General features: G+C 69.5%; 17 protein-coding genes. 13 read left to right on the forward strand and 4 right to left on the reverse strand.

The features are described 5' to 3' along the window. The first annotated feature begins 73 nt into the window (after positions 1-73). Entirely contained in the window at positions 74-2,962 is a 2,889-nt protein-coding gene (locus M3Q35_RS15875; protein ID WP_273942553.1) for an AfsR/SARP family transcriptional regulator, read from the forward strand. On the opposite strand, the gene M3Q35_RS15880 is transcribed toward M3Q35_RS15875, so the two are convergent. Continuing rightward, on the reverse strand, positions 2,913-3,326 hold the full coding sequence (locus tag M3Q35_RS15880; RefSeq protein WP_273942554.1) for a hypothetical protein: 414 nt from the start codon (positions 3,324-3,326) through the stop codon (positions 2,913-2,915). The two genes, M3Q35_RS15875 and M3Q35_RS15880, sit on opposite strands and share 50 nt — an antisense overlap. A gap of 454 nt (positions 3,327-3,780) precedes the next feature. Here M3Q35_RS15880 and M3Q35_RS15885 point away from each other — a divergent pair, with 454 nt between their 5' ends. The 5 genes from M3Q35_RS15885 (at position 3,781) to car (ending at position 10,853) form a co-directional block, all read left to right on the forward strand. Continuing rightward, entirely contained in the window at positions 3,781-4,488 is a 708-nt protein-coding gene (locus M3Q35_RS15885) for a helix-turn-helix transcriptional regulator (protein ID WP_273942555.1), read from the forward strand. Positions 4,489-4,515: 27 nt separating this feature from the next. Then, a complete protein-coding gene (locus tag M3Q35_RS15890) occupies positions 4,516-5,106 on the forward strand; it encodes a hypothetical protein (protein WP_273942556.1) in 591 nt (196 codons plus the stop codon). Then, positions 5,103-6,386, forward strand: a complete 1,284-nt coding sequence (locus tag M3Q35_RS15895; protein ID WP_273942558.1) for an MAB_1171c family putative transporter — start codon at positions 5,103-5,105, stop codon at positions 6,384-6,386. Before M3Q35_RS15890 ends, M3Q35_RS15895 begins: the two co-directional genes overlap by 4 nt. Next, positions 6,383-7,330 (forward strand): NAD-dependent epimerase/dehydratase family protein, encoded by a 948-nt coding sequence (locus M3Q35_RS15900; protein ID WP_273942559.1) that lies wholly within the window; start codon positions 6,383-6,385, stop codon positions 7,328-7,330. Before M3Q35_RS15895 ends, M3Q35_RS15900 begins: the two co-directional genes overlap by 4 nt. Before the next feature lie 100 nt (positions 7,331-7,430). Continuing rightward, positions 7,431-10,853, forward strand: coding sequence for a carboxylic acid reductase (car, locus tag M3Q35_RS15905; RefSeq protein WP_273942560.1), 3,423 nt, complete (start codon positions 7,431-7,433; stop codon positions 10,851-10,853). 60 nt (positions 10,854-10,913) lie between these two features. Here car and M3Q35_RS15910 read toward each other — a convergent pair whose 3' ends face one another. Then, on the reverse strand, positions 10,914-11,342 hold the full coding sequence (locus M3Q35_RS15910) for a cupin domain-containing protein (protein WP_273942561.1): 429 nt from the start codon (positions 11,340-11,342) through the stop codon (positions 10,914-10,916). Between the two features lie 223 nt (positions 11,343-11,565). On the opposite strand from M3Q35_RS15910, the gene M3Q35_RS15915 reads away from it, so the two are divergent. The 6 genes from M3Q35_RS15915 to M3Q35_RS15940 all read left to right on the forward strand — a co-directional run bounded on the left by M3Q35_RS15915 (position 11,566) and on the right by M3Q35_RS15940 (position 19,459). Beyond that, the gene (locus tag M3Q35_RS15915; RefSeq protein WP_273942563.1) at positions 11,566-12,318 is read left to right on the forward strand and encodes a FadR/GntR family transcriptional regulator; all 753 of its coding nucleotides are present in this window, start codon (positions 11,566-11,568) and stop codon (positions 12,316-12,318) included. 76 nt (positions 12,319-12,394) lie between these two features. Then, the gene (locus tag M3Q35_RS15920; RefSeq protein WP_273942564.1) at positions 12,395-13,492 is read left to right on the forward strand and encodes an enolase C-terminal domain-like protein; all 1,098 of its coding nucleotides are present in this window, start codon (positions 12,395-12,397) and stop codon (positions 13,490-13,492) included. Positions 13,493-13,523: 31 nt separating this feature from the next. Further along, complete coding sequence (locus tag M3Q35_RS15925) at positions 13,524-14,882, forward strand: ABC transporter substrate-binding protein (RefSeq protein WP_273942565.1); 1,359 nt, start codon at positions 13,524-13,526, stop codon at positions 14,880-14,882. After that, positions 14,879-15,805 (forward strand): carbohydrate ABC transporter permease, encoded by a 927-nt coding sequence (locus M3Q35_RS15930; RefSeq protein WP_273942566.1) that lies wholly within the window; start codon positions 14,879-14,881, stop codon positions 15,803-15,805. Before M3Q35_RS15925 ends, M3Q35_RS15930 begins: the two co-directional genes overlap by 4 nt. Then, positions 15,802-16,668: a carbohydrate ABC transporter permease gene (locus M3Q35_RS15935; protein ID WP_273942567.1), complete on the forward strand. Its 867-nt coding sequence runs from the start codon at positions 15,802-15,804 to the stop codon at positions 16,666-16,668. Before M3Q35_RS15930 ends, M3Q35_RS15935 begins: the two co-directional genes overlap by 4 nt. A 28-nt stretch (positions 16,669-16,696) precedes the next feature. Next, positions 16,697-19,459, forward strand: a complete 2,763-nt coding sequence (locus tag M3Q35_RS15940) for a discoidin domain-containing protein (RefSeq protein ID WP_273942568.1) — start codon at positions 16,697-16,699, stop codon at positions 19,457-19,459. A gap of 92 nt (positions 19,460-19,551) precedes the next feature. Here M3Q35_RS15940 and M3Q35_RS15945 read toward each other — a convergent pair whose 3' ends face one another. Then, positions 19,552-19,704 carry a fascin domain-containing protein gene (locus tag M3Q35_RS15945; protein WP_273942569.1) on the reverse strand — a complete coding sequence of 51 codons (153 nt, stop codon included), beginning with the start codon at positions 19,702-19,704 and terminating at the stop codon, positions 19,552-19,554. A gap of 107 nt (positions 19,705-19,811) precedes the next feature. Further along, entirely contained in the window at positions 19,812-20,360 is a 549-nt protein-coding gene (locus tag M3Q35_RS15950; protein ID WP_273942570.1) for a TetR/AcrR family transcriptional regulator, read from the reverse strand. A 55-nt stretch (positions 20,361-20,415) separates the two neighbouring features. Here M3Q35_RS15950 and M3Q35_RS15955 point away from each other — a divergent pair, with 55 nt between their 5' ends. Continuing rightward, on the forward strand, positions 20,416-21,192 hold the full coding sequence (locus M3Q35_RS15955; protein WP_273942571.1) for an SDR family NAD(P)-dependent oxidoreductase: 777 nt from the start codon (positions 20,416-20,418) through the stop codon (positions 21,190-21,192). Positions 21,193-21,201 lie beyond the last annotated feature (9 nt).

Below are 21,201 nucleotides of genomic sequence, written 5' to 3' on the forward strand. Positions count from 1 at the left end.
ACGGCAAGGCATTCCCGCCGGGGCGTATGATTTGCCGCCACCGCACACAGCGGCGCACATCGGCAGGGGTGCGATGGAACTGGGCGTGCTGGGTCCGCTGCGGATCCACGGCACGGCGGCACCGAGCCGCCGCATGACCGGCCTGGTGCTCGGTGTCCTGGCCCTTAGGCCGAACACCGCAGTGCCCGTCGGCCGCCTCACCGACTGGCTGTGGCGCGGCCGTCCGCCCGCCTCGGCGTCGTCCAATCTGCGCACGCACGTCGCCGAGCTGCGCGGCCTGATCCGCACGGCCGACGGCGAAGGCCCGAGCATCGAGGCCAGGCAAGGCCGCTATACCTTGCGGGTCACGCCTGATCAGCTCGACGCCCTGCGCTTCGACGTGCTGTTCGAGGAGGGTCGCCGCGAGCTCGCGGCGGGGCGGCCGGAGGTGGCCGCTGGGCGTCTGGAGCTGGCCGTCGGCCTCTGGCGCGGGCCGGTCCTGGACGGTCTGACCGTGCCGGACGACCTGCGGCACGACGTGGAACGCCTTGCCGCACATCGGATCGAGGCCATCGAGGACTGGATCGAGGCCCGGCTGGCCCTCGGCCGGCACGCCGGTCTCGCGGCCGAGCTCGACGGCCTGGTAACGCAGTACCCGTTACGTGAGCGGCTGTGGGGCCAGCTGATGACCAGCCTGTACGTCGGCGGCCGGCAGGCCGAGGCGCTCGGGGCCTACCGGCGGCTGCATGCGTTGCTGGACAAGGAACTCGGCGTCCAGCCGGGTCCGGCGATCCGCGACCTGCACCAGCGGATGCTGCGCGGCGACCCACTCAGCGGCCCGGCGGTCCGGCTCCGAACCCGACCCCAGCAGCTGCCCCGGGACCCCTTGATCTTCGTCGGCCGCGACGCGGAACTCCGAGCGCTGTCAACCGAACCGGTGTCGGCGATCAGCGGCACGGCCGGCGTCGGCAAGACCGCGCTGGCGTTGCGCTGGGCCCATCAGGCGGCATCGAGCTTCCCCGACGGCTGCCTGTACGCGGATCTGCGCGGCTTCGGGCCGCAGCCGGCGCAGGACCCGGTCGCCGTGCTGGACGGCTTCCTGCGCAGCCTCGGCGTCGAGGAGCGCCCGCGCGAGCTGGACGAACTGGCCGCCCGCTACCGCACCGAGTTGGCCGACCGACGGCTGCTTGTGTTGCTGGACAATGCCGAATCGGCCGAGCAGGTCCGTCCGCTGCTGCCGGGCGACTCCGCCAGCCGGGTGGTCGTGACGAGCCGCGACTCGTTGGCCGGCCTGGTGGCCCGGGAGGGCGCGCGCCGGCTGGACCTCGATCTGCTGCCGATGGACACCGCGATCGCCTTGCTACGCCGTCTGATCGGCGCGCGCGTCGATGCCGAGCCGACTGCTGCCCGTGAGCTGGCCGAGCAGTGCGCCCGCCTCCCGTTGGCCCTACGCGTCGCCGCCGAGCTGGCCGTGTCCCGTCGCGGTCCGCTGTCCGACCTCGTCGCCGAACTCGGTCTGGAGACCCGGAAACTCGACCTGTTGGCCGCCGGCGGCGATCCGATGACCGCGGTGCGGGCGGTGTTCTCCTGGTCGTACCGGCAGCTGCCCACGCCCGTCGCCGATGCGTTCCGGTTGCTGGGCCTGCATCCCGGTCGGGACTTCGACGCCTACGCCGCGGCCGCGCTGACCGGCGACGCCGACACGCTGGCCGCGTTGGTCGGCGGGCACCTGCTCGAGGAGCAGGACGGCCGCTACCGCATGCACGACCTGCTCCGCACCTACGCCCGCGAGCTGGTCACGCCGTCGGAGAGCGACGAGGCCACCACGCGGCTGATCGACCACTACGTCTACGCGGCCTCGCTGGCCATGGACGTCGCCGTCGAGTACGAGAAGGACCGCCGTCCCAAGGTCTCCCCGACCACGCACGCGCCAACTTTCGCCGACATCGACGAGGCCAACGCGTGGCTGGATGCCGAGCGGGCCAACCTGATCGCCGTCGCCCCGGTCGCCTCGGCCCGCCAGGTCGGGCAGCTTTCCGCCATCCTGCACCGCTATCTCGACAACGGCGCGTACTACCACGAGGCCCAGCTGCTGCACGCCTGCGCGGCCCGCAGCGCCGAACCCGAGGCCAGGGCCGCTATCCTGTGCAATCTCGGCGTGATCTTCTGGCGGCTCGACCGGCCGCGCGAGGCGCTCGACCGCTACCTCCAGGCCCTGGACACCGGTGATCGCAGCGTGGCCGTCCGGGCACTGAACAACATCGGGCTGGTCGACGAGCACCTCGGCAACTACGAGCAGGCGTTGGGCCGATTCGCCGAGGCCGCCCGCGTCGCCGACGAGGTCGGCGACCGCCCCGGCCGGGCGCGAGCCCTCGACAACCTCGGCAACGTCACCGAGTACCTGGGCCGCTACGAGGAAGCTTTGCGGCACAAGGAAGACGCCCTGGCCATCGCCCGCGAGATCGGCGATGTCGTCGGGGAGGCCAGTACCCTCAACAACATCGGCAACGTGCACGAACGGACCGCCGACCACCACGCCGCCCTGGCCCACTACCGGCAGGCCCTGGAGATCGGCCGCCGCATCGGGCATGCCGAGATCGAGGGGCACGCCCTCGACAACGTCGGCTCCGCGTACCGCAACATCGGCGACCACGCCAAGGCCGTCGACCACCACCGCCGCGCCATCGACCTGGCCCGCGAGACCGACAACAACTACCTGCTGGCCCGTGCCCTCAACAACTTCGGCGAAACCCTGCGCCAGCAGGGCTCTCCCGCCCAGGCGGCCGACGCCCACCGCGAGGCATTGGACATCGCCGTCACGTTGCGGGAACTCCTCGTGCAGGCCCGCGCCCACGACGGCATCGCGCATTCGGCGCGCACCAGCGCCGAAGCCCGCGAGCACTGGCGGCAGGCGTTGGCGATCTACCGCCAGCTCAACGCACCGGAGGCCACGGCTGTGGCTGCCTGCCTCGCAGATTCCTGATCAGCAGCAACAGACCGCCCAGACCGACCAGCACGATCCCGCCCACACCCAGCGCGATCATGAGCTTCGTCTTGATCTGGCGGTCGATCAGGCAGTCGCTCTCGATGGTGGTGAGCACGATCTCCTTCATCCCGGGCGGGTCGACGGACTCGATCATGTCCCCCACCGCGGGTTGCGCGATGAACGACCGGTCGCTCCCCGGCCCTTTGATCAGATCGAGCCCGGGAATGTCGGAACTCCATCGCCGGTCGGCGATCGCCAGTCCCAGCACCACACCCGTACCGTCCACAGTGGCCTGAACCTGGCCGTCACGAGACGTCTCGGTCAACCGCGCACCGGCCAGCGCCTGGCCCGCCTCGACCAACCGGGCCCGTAACCGCGACGTGTGGGCACACGCACGGTGAGCGTGACCGAATCGGAAAACGGCCCGCCCGCGCCGGGGAAACGATGCGCGAGCGGGCCGAACGGAGATCGTGAGCGATCCGGCTCCGGGGCTGGGGAACCCGTCGAGCCGGACGGCGCCGGCGAACGGAGGCGAGTGACCCGCCCCCTCCCCCTACGGGCCGCCGACACGGCCTCACGACCGTCCAGGTGCCCCAGCATTCCATCAACTCCAACTCATAACACCGTTACGAAGAGCGGTATCACTCGAACAGAGCAGCGGTTTCGGTCGACGTGACTACGACCGTGACCGGCCGATATTCCCAGCTCACCGCCGGTGAACCTATTCGATTGAGGTCGAAATGTTGCCGGTTGCAACCTCCAGCTGGTTTCACCAGACGTATCGTCAGGAACGGCACCTCAGTTACCCTCGCCACATGGGGACACCAGGCGTGCCGGGGCCGCTGGCGGCGAAGATCCAGGCGCTGTTCGCCCGGCAGCTGCGCCCCGTCTCCGATCACCAGCACGCCCGTGACGTGGCCGCCACCGGCAACCCGCACGCCCCGCGCCGCCGCACCGAGTACAGCCACAGCGCGGTGGCCCGGGCCATCGGCTCGACCGACACGTACGTCACGCAGCTGCGCTCCGGCCAGCGCGACAACCCGAACCTGAAGCTCATCCAGAAGTTGGCCGACTTCTTCGGCGTGGACGTCACGTACCTGGTCAAGGACGCCATCCCGGTCGGCGACCTGCCGCTGTACGTGAGACAGCCGTCCGTGCAGGAGCGGGTGAACAACCTGTTCGACAAGGTCCGGCCGAACGGGCCGGCCGCGCCGCCGTACACCGACGACGCGGTGGCCGCGGCGATCGGCGTCGACGTCGCCCAGCTGCGCCGGGTCCGCGACGGCTCCGAGGATGATCCGGGGCTCAAGCTGCTCCAGGCGCTGGCCGAGCACTTCGGCGTGCCCGCCGCCTACCTCACCGACACCGACGCCAAGCTGATCGCGAGCGTGTCCGAGCAGCTCGACCTGCTCGCCGACCTGATGCCGATGGCCGCCCGCCAGCTCGGCGACACGTCATCGCTGAGCGTGCTGGCCGCGGTGCTGCGCCACGTCCGCGAGCGCGACGCCGAGCACGAGGTCTGACCGAGCACCATCCTTGGGGGTATTCCGTTGCGTCTCACGTCGTGGTTGCGCCGAGGCCACCGGCACCGGCAGGTCACGCGGGCCGTCCGGGACCTGATGGCGGCGGTGCCGGTCGGCACCGACCTGGAGGAGTTCGTCCGGCGGCTGGCCGCGTCCCGCGGCCGTCCGGTGAGCCTGGTGCCGTTCTCCGAGGTGGTGCCGGACGTGGCAGCGCCGTTCTCCGGCCTGTGGGTCAAGGCCCCCAGACTCGACTGCATCGTGTACGACGACACCGCGCCGCAGGCCACCCAGCGCCACGCCGTCTTCCACGAGGTGGCGCACATGGTGCTCGGCCATCTGTCCACAGAGGACCTTGACGGCCTGCAACTGCGGCTGATGTCCGCGCTGCTGCCCGATCTACAGCCGCAGGTCATCCAGCGGACCGTGCGGGCCGGGCTGTGCCGGTCCGGTTGCGGCTACGTCGACGAGCAGGAGGACGCGGCCGAGCGGTTCGCCACCGAGCTGGCGCTGCGGGTGTCGCGGGCCCATCTGATCCACCCGATCCCGCCGCCGGATCCCGAGGATCTCGCGGTGATCGCCCGTTTCATGTCCACCCTCGGCCCGCGCAAGCGCTCGTGAACCTGGCCGCGGCCGTGCCGATCGGCGCGGCGACGTCGCTGGTCGCCGTGATCACCGTGCTGCACCGGCTGGCCCAAGGCGGTCGCGCGCCCCAGTTGCGGGCGTTGGGCCTCGGCGCGCTATTCGCCTTCGCCGCCTCGGCCGTGCGCATGCCGCAGATCTCGCCGTGGCTGGTCATCGGCGACGCCAACGTGACCTGGCCGGCGCACATCGTCACCGGCATCCTGTGCCAGTACTTCATGCTCTGCTTCGTCTACTTCACGCTCGACGAGCCGGAGGTGTCAGCGCGGCAGATGTCGCGGCACCTCAAGGGTGTCCTGCTCTCATGCACCGTCTTCATCGGGCTGTTCGCGCTGGCCCCGCACGCACGGGACTTCGATTTCGGGCCACAGGGCCGGTTCATGACCGGCGGTCCGGCCGACTCGCCGGCGGGGCCGCTGGCGTGGCTGCTGCTGGCCTGTTATCTGGTGTACCCGTTGCAGGAGCTGGTGCGGGTCAACCTGCGCTGGGCCCGCAAGGCCGCGTCGGTCCGGTGGCTGTCGATCACGCTGTGGATCTACTCGCTGGGCGCGCTGATCTCCATGATCACCGACGTGCACGTGGCCGGCTACCAGATCGCCCTGCTCAGCGGGGTCGTGCCGCCGTGGGCGCAGGCGCAGGTGGAGAGCTGGCCGATCGCCGTCGCCGGCACGTGCACCATGCTCGGCCTGTCGGCCACCGGCCTGTACTCCGTGCTGACGTCCAGCCCATACCTGCAACCGGTGCGGAATATGTTGCACAGCATGCGGTTGTGGTGGCAGTACTACCGCACCTACGTCGCTCTCTATCCACTGTGGTCGGAGCTGTGGCGGACGCTGCCGGCCGAAGCACTCGACCCGTCCCGTTCCCGACTGGCCGACCTCTTCCGCTTGCGGGCCAAGCACAATCTCTACCGCCGCACGATCGAGCTGACTGACTTCCAGCAGTCGCTGCGCCGCTTCACGCCGCCACAAACCTACGCCGACGCCGAATCCGCCGGCCGCGCAAGGGGATTGACCGGCGACGTGCTGGACGCCGCGGTCGACGCCGCCGGCCTCGCGGTCGGCCGGGCCGCCTACCTGGCCAACCGGCCCCGGCGGATCGCGCCGCCAGTGCCGCCGGCCAGTCGCACGGAGGACGGCACGGCGGCGCAGGAGGCGCGGCGCTGGCTGCTCATCTCCGACCTGTACTTCCACTCCCCCGTCGTCGCGGAAGTCCTGGCCGCGCCGGCACGTGTGCTCGAGCGAGGAGACGTTTCTTGAAGGTCCTGCTGGTTGGCGGCACCGGGTTCGTCGGCCACCACATCGTCCACAAGCTTCTCCGGCAAGGCCACGAGGTGTCCGTGCTGGGCCGCACCCCGTCGGAACATCTGCCCGCCGCGGCCGTCTTCCACACCGGCGACGTCAACCGCCTCACCGACGACGAGCTGACCGACCTGTTGGCCGGTCACGACGGCGTGGTGCACGCGGCGACGGCCGCGGTCTACTCGCCGCTGAACATCGACACGGCCGCGTACTACCGGGCCAGCAACGTCGAACCGGTCGTGCGGCTGCTGGCGGCGGCCCGGCGTGCCGGCTGCGACCGGTCGGTGCTGCTCGGCAGCTTCTACGCGACCATGCACCGCCAACACCCCGAATCCCGTCTGCCGGACGGAAGTCCGTACGTGCAGAGCCGGCTGGAACAGACGTCGTGGGCCCGTCAGGCGGCTGGCGACAAGATGTCGTTGGCCGTGCTGGAGCTGCCGTACGTGCTCGGCTACACGCCCGGCCGCCCGTCGGCGTTCGCCCCGCAGCTGGAGCAATTGGCCCAGGGCAAGGGAATCGTGGTCCACCCGGGCGAGGTCGCGGTGGCGGCGGTGTCCGAGGTGGCCGACGCCGCCGTGGCCGCCCTGGACAAGCGTGCGGACGGCGAATTCCCCATTGCCACGGCCAATGTCAGCTGGCACCGGCTGCTGCACGGCTTCGCCGTGGCCGGCGGCCATGCCCTGCAACGGGTCTGGCGGCTACGCCGGTGGGAGACCCAGCTGGTCATCCGCTATCGCCTGCTGCGGACCCGTAAGGATGGCATCGTGCTCGGATTCAATCCGGCCATGATGGCTCGGCTGCACGCCGACGGCATGTGCGTGGACACCGAGGTGGCGGTGCAGGCGCTGGGCATCGCGCACGCCGACCTCAATCAGGCGATCCGGGACACCGCCCGCAACTGAGCTGCGCATGTTACCGCACGTAACGGCCCGACCACCATGAGTCGGTGGTCACAGTTGCGCCGTGTGGACGAGTTGTTACCCACAGGTAGATAGTTCATTTATGCAACCAACTGGGGAAGAAGACACGCTGCGCACGTATGCCGACAAGGACCGACTGACCGAGTTGCTGGCCGCCGACCCCGCGCTGCGGGCCGCGATGCCCGATCCGGCCGCCGCGGCGGTGATCAGGGACGCGAGCACCCCACTACACCGTCAGATCGAAGCCGTGCTGACGACCTACGCGGACCGTCCGGCGCTGGCCGACCGCGCCACCGAGCCGGTGCTGGATGCCGCGACCGGCCGCACCACACGACGTCTGCTGCCGCGCTACGACACCATCACCTACGGCGAGGTGCGGGACCGGGTCGCGGCGATCGCCGCCGACTGGCGCGAGCACGGGCTCAAGCCGGGCGACATCGTCTGCACACTGGGTTTCACCAGCGGCGACTACACCGTGGTCGACCTGGCCTGCGTGCACAGCGGCGCGGTGGCGGTGCCGTTGCAGAACTCCGCGACCGCCGGGCACCTCGCGCCGATCGTCGCCGAGGCCGAGCCGGTACTCGTCGCGACCAGCATCGAGCTGGTCGACGTGGCCATCGAGGCCACCGCCGGGCTGGCCTCGCTGCGCCGCGTGATCGTGTTCGACTACCACCCCGATGTCGACGACCAGCGTGAGAAATTCCAAGCGGCCCAACGACGTCTGGCCGAGAGCGACCGCCCTGTCGTGCTCGACCCACTGGCCGGCGTGATCGCCAACGGTCGTGCGCTGCCGGCCCGGCCGGCCCACGAATGGGAGTCCGACGAGCTGGCCCTGCTGGTCTACACCTCGGGCAGCACCGGCGCGCCCAAGGGCGCGATGTACCCGGCGCGGCTGGTCAGCGGCCTGTGGCGGGGCTGGTTTCCCGAGGAGGGCGGACATCCGGCCATCGGCCTGAGCTACATGCCGATGAGCCACGTCGCCGGCCGGGCCATGTTGATCAAGTCGCTGTCCAACGGCGGTATCACGCATTTCACCGCGCGCAGCGACCTTTCCACGCTGTTCGACGACATCGAGCTGGCCCGCCCGTCCGAGCTGATGCTCGCGCCACGGGTATGCGAGATGCTGTACCAGCGGCACCGCGACGAGGATTTCGCCAAGCTGCGTAAGACTTTCCTCGGCGGTCGCATGGTGTGGGCCGCGACCGGCTCCGCGCCGCTGTCGGCCGACACCGCCGCGTTCATCACCGCCTGCCTCGGCTTCCCGCTCATCGACGCCTTCGGCTCCACCGAAGCCGGCGCGATCATGGTCGACGGTGTGGTGCCGCGGCCACCGGTGATCGACTACCGGCTGGACGACGTGCCGGAGCTGGGCTATTTCCGTACCGACACCCCGTATCCGCGTGGCGAGCTGCACCTCAGGACGTCGACGATCATTCCGGGTTATTACAAGCGGCCCGAGCTCAACGCCGAGTTCTTCACCGAGGACGGGTACTACCGCAGCGGCGACATCATGGCCGAGACGGCGCCCGGGCACCTGATGTACGTGGACCGCCGCAAGAACGTGCTCAAGCTGTCCCAGGGCGAGTTCGTCGCGGTGTCCAAATTGGACGCACTGTACGCGGCGAGCCCGTTGGTGCGCCAGATCTACGTGTACGGCAGCAGCGAGCGGTCCTATCTGCTGGCCGTGGTCGTGCCGGCCGACGGCGCGTCACACGCCGACATTGCCGCGTCGTTGCAGCAGATCGCTCGCGAGACCGGGCTCAACTCGTACGAGATCCCCCGCGACTTCATCATCGAGACCGAGCCCTTCAGCACCGAAAACGGCCTGCTGTCGGATATCCGCAAGCTGATGCGGCCGCGACTCAAAGACCGGTACGGCGATCGCCTCGAACAGCTGTACGCCACGTTGGCCGAGCGGGAGACCGGCGAGCTGGAGCAGCTGCGGCAGGGCGGACGTCAGCAGCCGGTGCTGCCCGCTGTGCTGCGGGCCGCGCAGGCCATGCTCGGCAGCTCCGCCGGCGTGCCGTCGGCCGACGCTCACTTCACCGACCTCGGCGGCGATTCGCTGTCCGCGCTCACGTATTCCACCCTGCTCAAGGAGATCTTCCAGGTCGACGTGCCGGTCGGCGTCGTGATCAGCGCCGCCAACACCTTGCGCCGGCTGGCCGAGATCATCGCCGCCGAGGTGGAATCCGGCTCTTCCCGGCCGACCTTCGCCACCGTGCACAGCGGCTCGCCGGCCCGTGCCGCCGATCTGAAGCTGGCCGAGTTCATCGACGCCGAGACGTTGGCCGCCGCCGCTGCACTGCCGGCGTTCAATGGTCCTATTAGGACGGTTTTGCTCACCGGGGCCAATGGCTACCTCGGCCGGTTCCTGTGCCTGGAGTGGTTGGAGCGGCTGTCTTCCGTCGGCGGCAAGCTCATCTGCATCGTCCGCGGCCGTGACACCGCCGCTGCCGCCGCACGCCTCGAGGACGCCTTCGACAGCGGCGATCCCGAGTTGCTCCAGCGCTTCCGCTCGTTGGCCGCCTCGCACCTGGAGGTCTTGGCCGGCGACATCGGCGAGCCCGACCTCGGCCTGGATTCCGCGACCTGGCAGCGTTTGGCCGACACCGTCGACCACATCTCGCACCCCGCCGCGCTCGTCAACCACGTGCTGCCGTACGACCAGCTGTTCGGGCCCAACGTTGTGGGCACCGCCGAGCTCATCCGCCTGGCCCTCACCACCCGCTTGAAGCCCATCACCTATCTGTCCACCGTCGCCGTCGTCTTCGACGACACCGCCAGCGGCGACGAGGACGCCGACATCCGCGTCACCAGTCCCGTCCGCACCTTGGATTCCGGCTACGCCAGCGGTTACGCCACCAGCAAGTGGGCCGGCGAGGTCCTCCTCCGCGAGGCCTTCGACCTCTGCTCCCTGCCCGTTTCCGTCTTCCGCTCCGACATGATCCTGGCCCACTCGCGCTACCGGGGCCAGCTCAACGTCCCCGACGTCTTCACCCGCCTGCTGCTCAGCCTCATCGCCACCGGCATCGCCCCGTCTTCCTTCTACCGCCCCGATTCCGGTCCCGCCCACTACGACGGTCTGCCCGCCGACTTCACCGCCGAGGCCATCGCCACCATCGGCACCGAGACCCTCGCCGGCTACCGGACCTTCAACGTCCTCAACCCCCACGCCGACGGCATCTCCTTGGACGTCATCGTCGACTGGCTCATTGCCGCCGGCCACCCCATCACCCGTATCGAGGACTACGACACCTGGTTCACCCGCCTCGAGCAGGCCCTCCGCGCCCTCCCCGAGCGCCAGCGCCAGCACTCCCTCCTCCCCCTCCTCCACGCCTACGCCGCACCTTCCGAGGCCGTCAACGGCGCCGGGATCCCCGCCACCCGCTTCCAGGCCGCCGTCCAGGCCGCCAAGATCGGCCCCGACAAGGACATCCCCCACATCACCGCCGACCTCATCCGTAAGTACGCCACCGACCTGGCGTCCCTCGGCCTGATCTGACCCCGAACGAGGAATGTCCCGGCCCGGCAGCTGCCGGGCCGGGACATTCCTCGTTCGGAACTAGTTGAAGGGGCAGCCGGGGTTGGGGGCGTCGATCGCCACGGGCTGGCCGACGGGGGCCTCGTAGAGGACTTCCAGCACAACTGGAGTGGTGCCGAGGTTGCGTCCGATGTGGACGTAGCCGTCGCCGGGCTGTTCCTGGATGAAGTCGCCGGGCCGGTAGATGCCGTCCAGGGAGCAGTCGGACTTGTTGTGGGTCAACACGCCCTGCTTGACCCAGGCCTTGACGGGACCGGGGTGGTAGTGCCAGCCGGTGGCGCCGCCGGGCTGGATGGTGATCTCCTTGAACACGTAGTCGGTGTCGCCGGCCACCTGGTCGAAGACGGTGACGGCGGAGATGCCATGGCCGGGAGTGGCCTGCGCGGTCGCGGGTAGCAGCGCGGCCGACAGGCCGAGGGCGACGGCGGTGGCCAGCAGGGCTCTGCGCATGGGAAAGGGCTCCTTGCTCGCAAACGGTCCTGATCGACCGCCAGTGAAGCAAGGCGCCACCCGGCCTGAGCACCGAAAACCCGGAACTCTGCCCTTCTGGGCGGAGGGTGAACCGGCGGTCACGCTCCGGATTAATCATACTCATTCCCGGCAGACCTTGCGTCTGGCCGGCGATCGTTCATACTCATCGGCAATGAGTCGGCTTCATGACGAGGGAGTGCCGGTGGGGGACAGCGCGGAACGGCAGGACGACAACCAGGGCGAGCGGTACCGGCCGGGATATGAGCTGGTGGCCGAGCGGCTGCTCCAGCACATCGCGGAGCAGAACCTGCGCCCGGGCGACCGGCTGCCGACCGAACAGGGCCTGGCCGAACTGCTGGGCACGACCCGCAACCAGATGCGTGAGGCGGTGAAGGTGCTGGCGGCGATCGGACGCCTCAACGTCCGACGCGGCGCGGGGATCTTCGTGGCGGCGTCCGACAAGACGGCGGCCGACGAGGAGCTGGCCCACTTCCAGCCGACGGACATGGCCCACGTGTCGATGCTGCTGGACTTCCGCCGGCTGGTCGAGACGGAGACGGCCCGCCGCGCGGCCTCGCTGGCCACGCCCATCCAGGTGCGCAAGCTCCGCGAGACCGCGGCGGAATCGCTGCGCACGGGGGCGGCGATGGACGTGCAGGGTTTTGCCGAGGCGGACAAGCACTTCCACGACGCGGTGGCCATCGCCGCCGACAACATCTTCCTCCAGGCCAACGTGGTCAACGTGCGGCGCTTCGCCGCGCAGACCGACACCCTGCTGTTCCACGGCGACGTGCCGGGCTCGCTGGAGGTCGCCGGCCGCCAGCACCTGGCCATCGCCGAGGCCATCGCCGACGGCGACCCGGACCGGGCGGTGCAGCTGATGGCCGCCCACATCGACACCACCCAGCGCCAGTTCGAACGCAAGATCCGCAACCGGATGTTCAAGCTCGACTGACGCCACAACTCCAGCACCACGCCGCGGACCCGGCGTGGCGATGCCCCTGCCCGCGACACTCCACACTGGACGGACCTTGAAGATCACGCACGTCGAGTCGCACCGGATCCACGTCCCGGCAACCGATCCGCCGTTCCACTGGCGCGACGGCCTGGCCGGCAGCCCGGCCAAGGGCGAGGGCGCGGTGCTGCGCATCGGCACGGACGCCGGCGTCGAAGGCGTCGCGGTGTTCGCCCGCCCGGGGGCGGCCGTGCTGCTGGACGACCTCGTGGACCGGCTGTTCCGGGACGAGCTGGTCGGCCAGGATCCGTTGCGCCGCGAGTGGATCTGGCACCGGATGTGGGAGCTGGACCGGATCCACGAGCTCCCGCTGCCCACCCTGGGGCTGGTGGACATCGCGCTCTGGGACCTCGCCGGCCGCCTCTACGGCCAACCCGTGTGGCAGGTGCTCGGCGGCTACCGCGACGCGATCCCGGCCTACGCCTCAACGTCCACTTTCGACAGTACCGAGGAATTCCTCGACGTCGCCGACCAATGCCTCAAACTGGGCTATCGCGGCATCAAGCTGCACGCCTGGGGCGACGCCCGGCGCGACGCCGCGCTGTGCCTCGCGCTGAGGGAGCATGTGGGCCCCGAGGTACCGTTGATGTACGACGGCTCGGCCGGCTTCGACCTGCCCGACGCCGTGTACCTGGGACAGGCGCTGAGCGAGGCCGACTACCTCTGGTACGAGGAGCCGATGCGCGAATTCAGTGTCACGGCGTACAAACAGCTCGCCACGCAGGTCCGGGTGCCGCTACTGGTGGCCGAGACCTCGGACGGCGCGCACATGAACTCCGGCGACTTCATCGCCGCCGGGGCCGCCACGTTCGGTGTCCGCACCGGCACCACGTTGCGCGGCGGAATCACCGGGGCCATGCGCACCGCGCACCTGGCCGACGCCTACCGGCTGCGCGCGGAGGTGCACGGCTCGGACATCCCGAACCACCACCTGTGCATGGCCATCTCGAACACCACGTACTACGAGTCGCTGGTGACGTCGACGTCCGTCCGGCGGGAACGCCACGTGGACGCCGAGGGGCTCGTCCACGCCCCGACCTCGCCCGGCATCGCCCTCCCCGCCGAATTCGGCTACGGCGCCACCCTGTCGCCGTACGTGGAGCGCGCCGCCTGATCGTTTTCCACCCCGCCCCGAAGGACCGACAATGACGTCACACCAGCGCCGCCTCGTCCACGCGCTCACGGCCGTGCTCGCCATCGGCGTGCTCGCCGCCGCCTGCGCCAGCGCGGATCCCAACGCCGCCACCGAAACCACGGCGGCCAGCTTCACGCCCCAGCCCCAGGACGCCACCGCGAAGATCACCGTCTGGGCCGACTCGACCCGGCTGCCCTCGGTGCAGGCCTACCAGAAGGCCAATCCGACCGTGCCGATGGACGTCGTCACCTACGACGGATCCGCTGACGGCTCAACGTATCTGCAGACCAAGGTGCAGCTGTTCGACCGGACCGGCAGCGGCTGGCCGGACGTGGTGTTCGCGTCGCCGACCGACGTCACCTGGGCCTCACAGCCGACCGGCCCGAGCGCGCAAGCGTTCGCGGCCCCGGTCGACGAGGGCCTGGTGCCGGCCGACACGCTGAAGAACTTCGCCACCGGATCCCTTGCGCCGTGCCAGTTCGACGGCCACACCTACTGCCTGCGCAACGACATCGCCCAGGTCGTGCTGTGGTACAACAAGTCCCTGCTGGACCAGTTCGGCTACCAGGTGCCCACGACCTGGGAGGAGTACCAGGCGCTGGGCGAGAAGGTGGCCAAGGAGCACCCCGGCTACCTGGTCGGCGCGATCGGCGACACCAACTCGCACGAGTCCTACTTCTGGTCGGCGCAGTGCCCGGCCCAGCAGCTGACCGACGCCAAGACACTGCGGTCCAACCTCCAGGACCCGCACTGCACCAAGATGGCCTGGCTGCTCGACGACCTGGTCAAGGCCGGATCCGTGTCCAAGCAAGGCTTCTTCGGACAGGGCTTCGCCAAGGACAACGCCGGCAAGGTGCTGATGGCCTACGGCCCGTCCTGGTACGGCAAGTACCTGTTCGACTCGGCGTTCAAGACGCCGGCCGGGCAGCTGGCCGCCGCGGCCCCGCTGAAGTGGCAGGGCGAGTCGAAGACGTACACCGGCAATGTCGGCGGTGGCGTGTGGATGATCTCCTCGCACAGCAGGAACCTCAAGGCCGCCACGGCGTTGGCGTCCTGGCTGACCACGTCGGACGACAACCTCAAGGGCGCGCCGACCTACCCGGCCTACTCCCCCGGCGCCAAGGCGTGGCTGGCCAACCCGGCCAACAAGGACTACTTCGCCACCGACGTGTCCGGTGTGTTCCAGCAGGCCGCCGACGAGGTCTGGACCGGGTGGGGCAACACGAAGTTCAGCGACGCCACGGCGTGGTCCAGTGTCGTGCTGCCGGCGGTGACCGCGGGCAGGACGCTGACCGAGACGCTTCCGCTGTGGCAGAACGAGATCGCCAGCGAGGCCAAGTCCGTCGGCTACACGGTGACCACGCAGTGACCACTGTGGACACTCCACTGGTCGCCCCGGCTCGCCGCGCCACCGCGCGGCGGGTCCGGGCCGCCGGGATCTCCGGGCCGCTGTTCGTCAGCGGATATGTGGTGCTGCTGCTGGCCTTCGGCGTGCTGCCCACCCTGTACGCGGTGTACCTGGCGTTCACCAACGTGCGCGGGCAGTTCACCGGGCTGAACCAGTTCGTCCGGGTGCTCCAGGACTACCGGTTCTGGCCGGCGTTCGGCAACATCCTGGTGTACCTGGTGTTCTGGCTGCTGCTCATCGTGATCCTCACGGTCGGCGTGGCGGTGGTGCTGCGCAGCCGCATGCCGGCCCCGCTGTCCGCGGCGCTGCGGTTCCTGTACTACATCCCGGGCGCGCTGGCCGGTGTGGCCAGCGTGCTGGTGTGGCTGTTCATGCTGGACCCGTCGGTGAGCCCGGTCGGCTGGCTGCTGAAGTCGTTGGGCCTCAACACCTTCGCCGAGGTGCTCGCCCCCGGCCAGCTGTCGCTGATCTTCGCGCTGATCGCGTTCTGGACCGGGGCCGGCGGCTGGATCGTGGTGATGTACGGGGCGCTGAACAACATTCCACAGGAGGTGCTGGAGGCGGCCCGGATGGACGGCGCCGGCCCGTGGCGGCTGGCCCTGCACATCCAGATCCCGATGATCCGCAAGTGGATTGTGTACATGGTGATCCTGGCCTTCGCCGCCGGCACGCAGCTGTTCGTGGAGCCGCAGCTGTTGCAGACGGCCTCGCTGGGCCGGGTCAGCCCGACCTGGTCGCCCAACCAGCTGGCCTACTCCTACGCGTTCCAGCACGGCGACTTCAACGGGGCCGCCGCGATCTCCCTGGTGCTGCTGGTGATCGGCCTGCTCGGGGCCGGACTGCTGGTGACAAGGTCGGGCCTGTTCAAGGTGGATGAGCAATGAGACGCGTTCTCGGCGTGACCGTCGTGACGGTGATCCTGCTGGTGCTGCTGGCTTTCTTCGTGCTGCCGGCGCTGTGGCTGGTGCTGGCGCCGACGAAGACGGCCGGGCAGCTGGCCGGCGAGTCGCCGTTGTCGTTCGGATCGCTGGCCAACATCGGCCTGGCCTGGCAGCATCTGACCAGTTTCGAGGACGGCGTGCTGTTCGTGTGGCTGCGCAACTCGGCGGTGTACGCGGTCGGCGCGCTGATCGTCACGCTGGTCACCAGCATTCCGGCCGGCTATGCCTTGGCGCTGACCAGGTTCCGGGGACGCAAGCTGCTGCTCACGGTCACCCTGATCGTCATGATCATGCCGTCGGCCGCGCTGGTGCTGCCGGTGTTCCTCGAGCTCAACCTGGTGCACCTGATCGGCACCGCGTGGTCGATCATCCTGCCGTTCTCGTTCTACCCGTTCGGCGTGTACCTGGTGTACATCTACTTCGCCACCAGCCTGCCGCGCGAGCTGCTGTCGGCGGCCCGGCTGGACGGGGCGTCGGAGTGGCAGATCTTCACCCGGATCGCGCTGCCGCTGGCCACGCCGGTGGTCGGGCTGGTGGCGTTCTTCAGCTTCGTCGGCAACTGGAACAACTTCTTCCTGCCCTACCTGGTGCTGCCCAGCAGCGACGCGTTCCCGATCCAGGTCGGGCTCAACCAGCTGCTGTCGTCGACGCCGTCGTTCAATCCGGTCGCCGGCGCCGGCCTGAACATCACCAGCCCCGAGCTGGCACTGGCCATCATCGTCGCGGTGCTGCCGGTGCTCGTGCTGTTCCTGTTCTCCCAGCGCACCCTCGTGTCGGGGATGCTCGCCGGGGCCACCAAGGAGTAACCGTTTCAACGATGTCTCGGGAGTGTCCATGCACCATCGTTTCACGGGCGCGGCGTTAGCCGTGCTGTTGGCGGCCGGCACGGTCGTCGTGTCCACTTCGGACGCCGCAGCCGCGGCCGGCACCACGTTCTACGCGGCGCCGGACGGCCACGGCTCGGTGTGCAGCCAGCAGAATCCCTGCGATCTGCGCACCGCCCAGGGCAAGGTCCGCAACGCCACCGCGTCGATGTCGTCCGACATCACGGTGGTCCTGGCCAACGGCACCTACCGGCTGGACAAGACGTTCAGCCTGGACGCGGCGGCCGGCGACTCGGCGACCGGCGGCCACACCGTCAGCTACCAGGCCGCGCCCGGCGCGCACCCGGTGCTCAGCGGCGGCCAGCAGGTCAACGGCTGGAAGCAGGGCGCAGGCGGCGTCTGGTCGGCCAACGTCCCGGCCGGCACCGACACCCGGCAGCTGTACGTGGACGGCGTGCGGGCCACTCGGGCCTCCGGGCAGAACCCGACCGGCTTCAGCCGGACCTCGACCGGCTACACCACCTCCAACACCACGATCGAGGGCTGGCACAACCCGTCCGACGTCGAGTTCGTGTACGAGGTCAGCTGGACCGAGGTGCGCTGCGGCGTGGCCTCGGTGTCCGGCAACACCATCACCATGAAGCAGCCGTGCTTCGACAACTCGACCAAGAAGCCGTACGGCGTCAACATCGACCAACCGTCCTACGTGGAGAACGCGCGGGAGCTGCTGGACAACCCGGGCGAGTTCTACCTGGACAAGCCGTCGCACACGCTGTACTACATGCCGCGTGAGGGCCAGGACCTGCGCAGCGCCGACGTCGAGATCCCGCGCCTCCAGACGATCGTCCATGGCACCGGCACGGCGTCGAACCCGTTGCGCGGCTTGAGCTTCAAGGGAATCACCGTGCAGTACGGCGGCTGGACGGAGTCCAGCGGGCCGGACGGCTTCTCCGAGGTGCAGGCCAACATGCGGCTCACCGGCCCGGACGCCTGGGACCGGCAGGGCTCGTGCAACCGGTTCTCCCAGACCAATCCCGGCACCTGCCCGTACGGCAACTGGACCATGACCCCGGGCAACGTGGTCTTCGACCACACCGAGGGCCTTTCGTTGCAGGGCAACACCTTCCAGCACCTGGGCGCGGCCGGCCTGCAACTGGGCCAGTACGTGCACGACTCGTCGGTCACCGGCAACACCTTCACCGACATCTCGGCCAACGGCATCGAGATCGGCAACGGCGCCGACGCCAATCCCGCTGACCTCGCCGTGATCCCGGCCGACAACACGATCGCCGACAACTGGGTGCACCACGTGGCCGTCGAGTACACCGGCGGCGTCGGCATCTTCCAGGGCTACGCGCGGTACGACACCATCAGCCACAACCAGGTCAACGACGTGCCCTACAGCGGCATCAGCTCGAACTGGGGCTGGGGCTGGAACCCGAACACGAAGTCGGCCGGCAACAAGATCGTCAACAACCTGATCTTCGACCACCTGCAGCTGCACATCGACGGCGGCGGCATCTACGTGGTCGGCGAGGAGGGCCAGTCCATCCAGACCGGCCTGCTCATCGACGGCAATGTGGTGCGCAACGGGGCGGGCTTCGGGCACTCGATCTACACCGACGGCGGCAGCCACTACATCACCGAGACCAACAACGCCGAGTTCGGCAACGACACCAACTCGTTCGGCGGCAGCAAGGAAGCCAACAACCCGTACGGGGACTTCGTCTTCACCGACAACTACTACGAGCACACCACGCCCGACTGGCCGGCCGGTGACCCGACCAACCTGACCCTGGCCAACAACCACCAGGTCTCCTACGACGGCACCGGCGTGCCGGCGTCGCTCATCGCCAACGCCGGCCTTGAGCCGCAGTACAGGTCGCTCACCGCGGCCCCGGCCGGCGTCTCGCCGAAGAACCTGGCCGCCGGCAAGCCCGTGCAGGCCCAGTTCCTCGACGGCAGCACCGCCCAGCTCCAGCCCGAGTCGCAGCTCTCCTATGCCACGGACGGCAATCCCGCCACGTACATCCAGGCCAGCGGGCAGTTCCGGTGGCAACTCGTGGTCGACCTCCAGCAGACGCAGTCCCTCGGCTACGTCACGGTCGGCATGCCGCAGCCGCACTTCGCCACCGACTTCCACGTCGACGCCTCCACCGACGGCGCCGCGTGGACGACGGTCGGCACCGTGCACGGCAGCGGCTGGGGCTCCGTCCCGGTCGACTTCGCCACCCCGGTGACCGCCCGCTACCTGCGCGTCGTCGCCGACAAGCCGGACGACTGGGGCCAGCGCGGCGACCAGATGGCCATCAGCGAGATCGGGGCCTACGCCGCCTGCGCCACGCCCGACAACCTGGCAGCCCATCGCCCGGCCCAGGCGTACTTCATCGACGGAACGCAGGCCCTGATGCAGCCCAACTCCACGCCCGCCCTCGGCACCGACGGCGACGTGAACACCTGGACCCAGGCCACGCAGCGCTACCGCTGGTCGTACCAGGTCGATCTCCAGCAGGCGAAGTCGTTCAACGTGGTCGCGCTGACGATGCCGGCCGACAAGTTCGCCACCCGGTTCCACATCGACGTCTCGGCCGACGGTTCCACCTTCTACACCGTCGCCCGCCGGGTCGACGCGGCCGGCGGCGTCACCGGCGTGCAGCTCGACCAGACAGTCAACGCCCGCTACGTCAAGGTCGTCGCCGACCGCCCCGACGACGGCGGGCAGACCGGCGGCCAGATGGCGGTCAGCGAACTCGCCGTCTACGCCGGCAAATAACCCCGAACCCCCGCGAGTCCCGCTTACCGTCACACCGAAATGCCGAATCCGTTTCGTGCTTTCGGTGTGACGCTGGGCGGGACTCGCGGGGGTCAGGGGACCAGGCCGAAACCGCGGTCGACCAGGGTGAACAGGAAGTCGTCCTCCGGGTCGCCGGTGGGGGTGAGCGCGCCGAGGAAGTCGCGGTGTCGAATGTAGTGATCGGGAAAGTTGTGCGAGCGAAATTTCCAGGTCGGCGAGGTCACGGCCGACAAGTCGCGCGCCGATGGGCGTGTCGTTAGCCACCCGATCGGGCTTCCACCCAGACGGGGGCAGGGTGGCGCGTGCCGAATGCACAATGGTTTTCCGGCATTCAGGTGAGCAGGATGCGGAAGAGCCGTTCGAGTGTGTCGACGAGGACGGCGTCGTCGGCCTCGTTCAGGGCCGTGCTGCCGATGACCGTGCGCATCAGCCAGAAGCCGTTGATCAACGCCAGGGCGATCGCAACGTCGGGGCGGGCGGCGCCGGAGACCTCGAGGGCGTGTTTCTCGACGTGCTTCTCGATGCCGGCGCGCAGGATCTCGGCGGCGCGAGGGTTGGCAGCGGAGCGTAGGACCAGCAGGAACGGGTCGAGGGTGTCGGCCTCGGGGGCGGTGCGGCGGACGAGGGCGGCGGCGATGTCGTGGGCCAGGGTGCGCGGGTCGCTGCCCAGCACGGTCCGCTCGGTGACGGAGACGTCCACGACCTCGGCGAACAGCCCCTCCTTGGAGCCGAAGTAGCGGTTGACCAGCATCGCCGTGACGCCGGCGGCGGCAGCGATCTCCCGCACGCCGACGCCGTCGTACCCCGCGCGGGTGAAGGCCTCGACCCCCGCGCGCAGGATCGCCTCCCGCGTCGCCGCCGCATCCCGTCGATGAACCATGTCTACGAGTGTAGACTAAGCTCAAGTCTACAGGCGTATACATCGTGGAGTGATCATGGATTTGCAGGTGAAGGGCCGTCGTGCGCTGATCACGGGGTCGAGCTCGGGCCTGGGCGAGGCGATCGCCCGGCTGCTGGCCGCCGAGGGCGCGGACGTAGTGGTGCACGGTCGCGACGTGACCCGCACCGAGGCCGTCGCCAAGGACATCGGGGCCGTGGCGGCCATCGGGGATCTGGCGACCGACGCCGGTGCGGACGCCGTCGCCACGGCGGCCGGCGAGATCGACATCCTGGTCAACAACGCCGGGGCGTACGACACCGTCGGCTGGCCCGAGTCGAGCGCCGAGCTGTGGCAGCGCACGTACAACGTCAATGTGGTGAGCGGCATCCGCATGATCCACCGGCTGGTCCCGGGCATGCGGGACCGCGGCTGGGGCCGCGTCGTGCAGATCGGCGGCGGGCTGGCCATGCAGCCGATGGCCATGCAGCCGCACTACAACGCCACCCTCGCCGCCCGGCACAATCTCGCCGTCTCACTGGCCCGCGAGTTGGCCGGCACCGGCGTGACGTCGAATGTCGTTGCGCCAGGCGCAATCCTGGCCGACGCGACGCGCGACCTCTTGATCGGACTGGCCCCGAGCCACGACTGGGGCACCGAATGGCCCGAGATCGAGGCCAATGCCGTGAAGTCGTTCGTGCCCAACGACATCGGCCGCTTCGGCCGGCCGGACGAGATCGCCGGCGCGGTGGCCTACCTGTGCAGTCCGTACGCCGATTACGTCAGCGGCGCGACACTGCGCGTGGACGGCGGCGCGATCCGGTCCGTGGCGTGATTATCCTGG

The sequence above is a fragment of the Kutzneria chonburiensis genome (genome assembly GCF_028622115.1).
GTDB lineage: Bacteria > Actinomycetota > Actinomycetes > Mycobacteriales > Pseudonocardiaceae > Kutzneria > Kutzneria chonburiensis.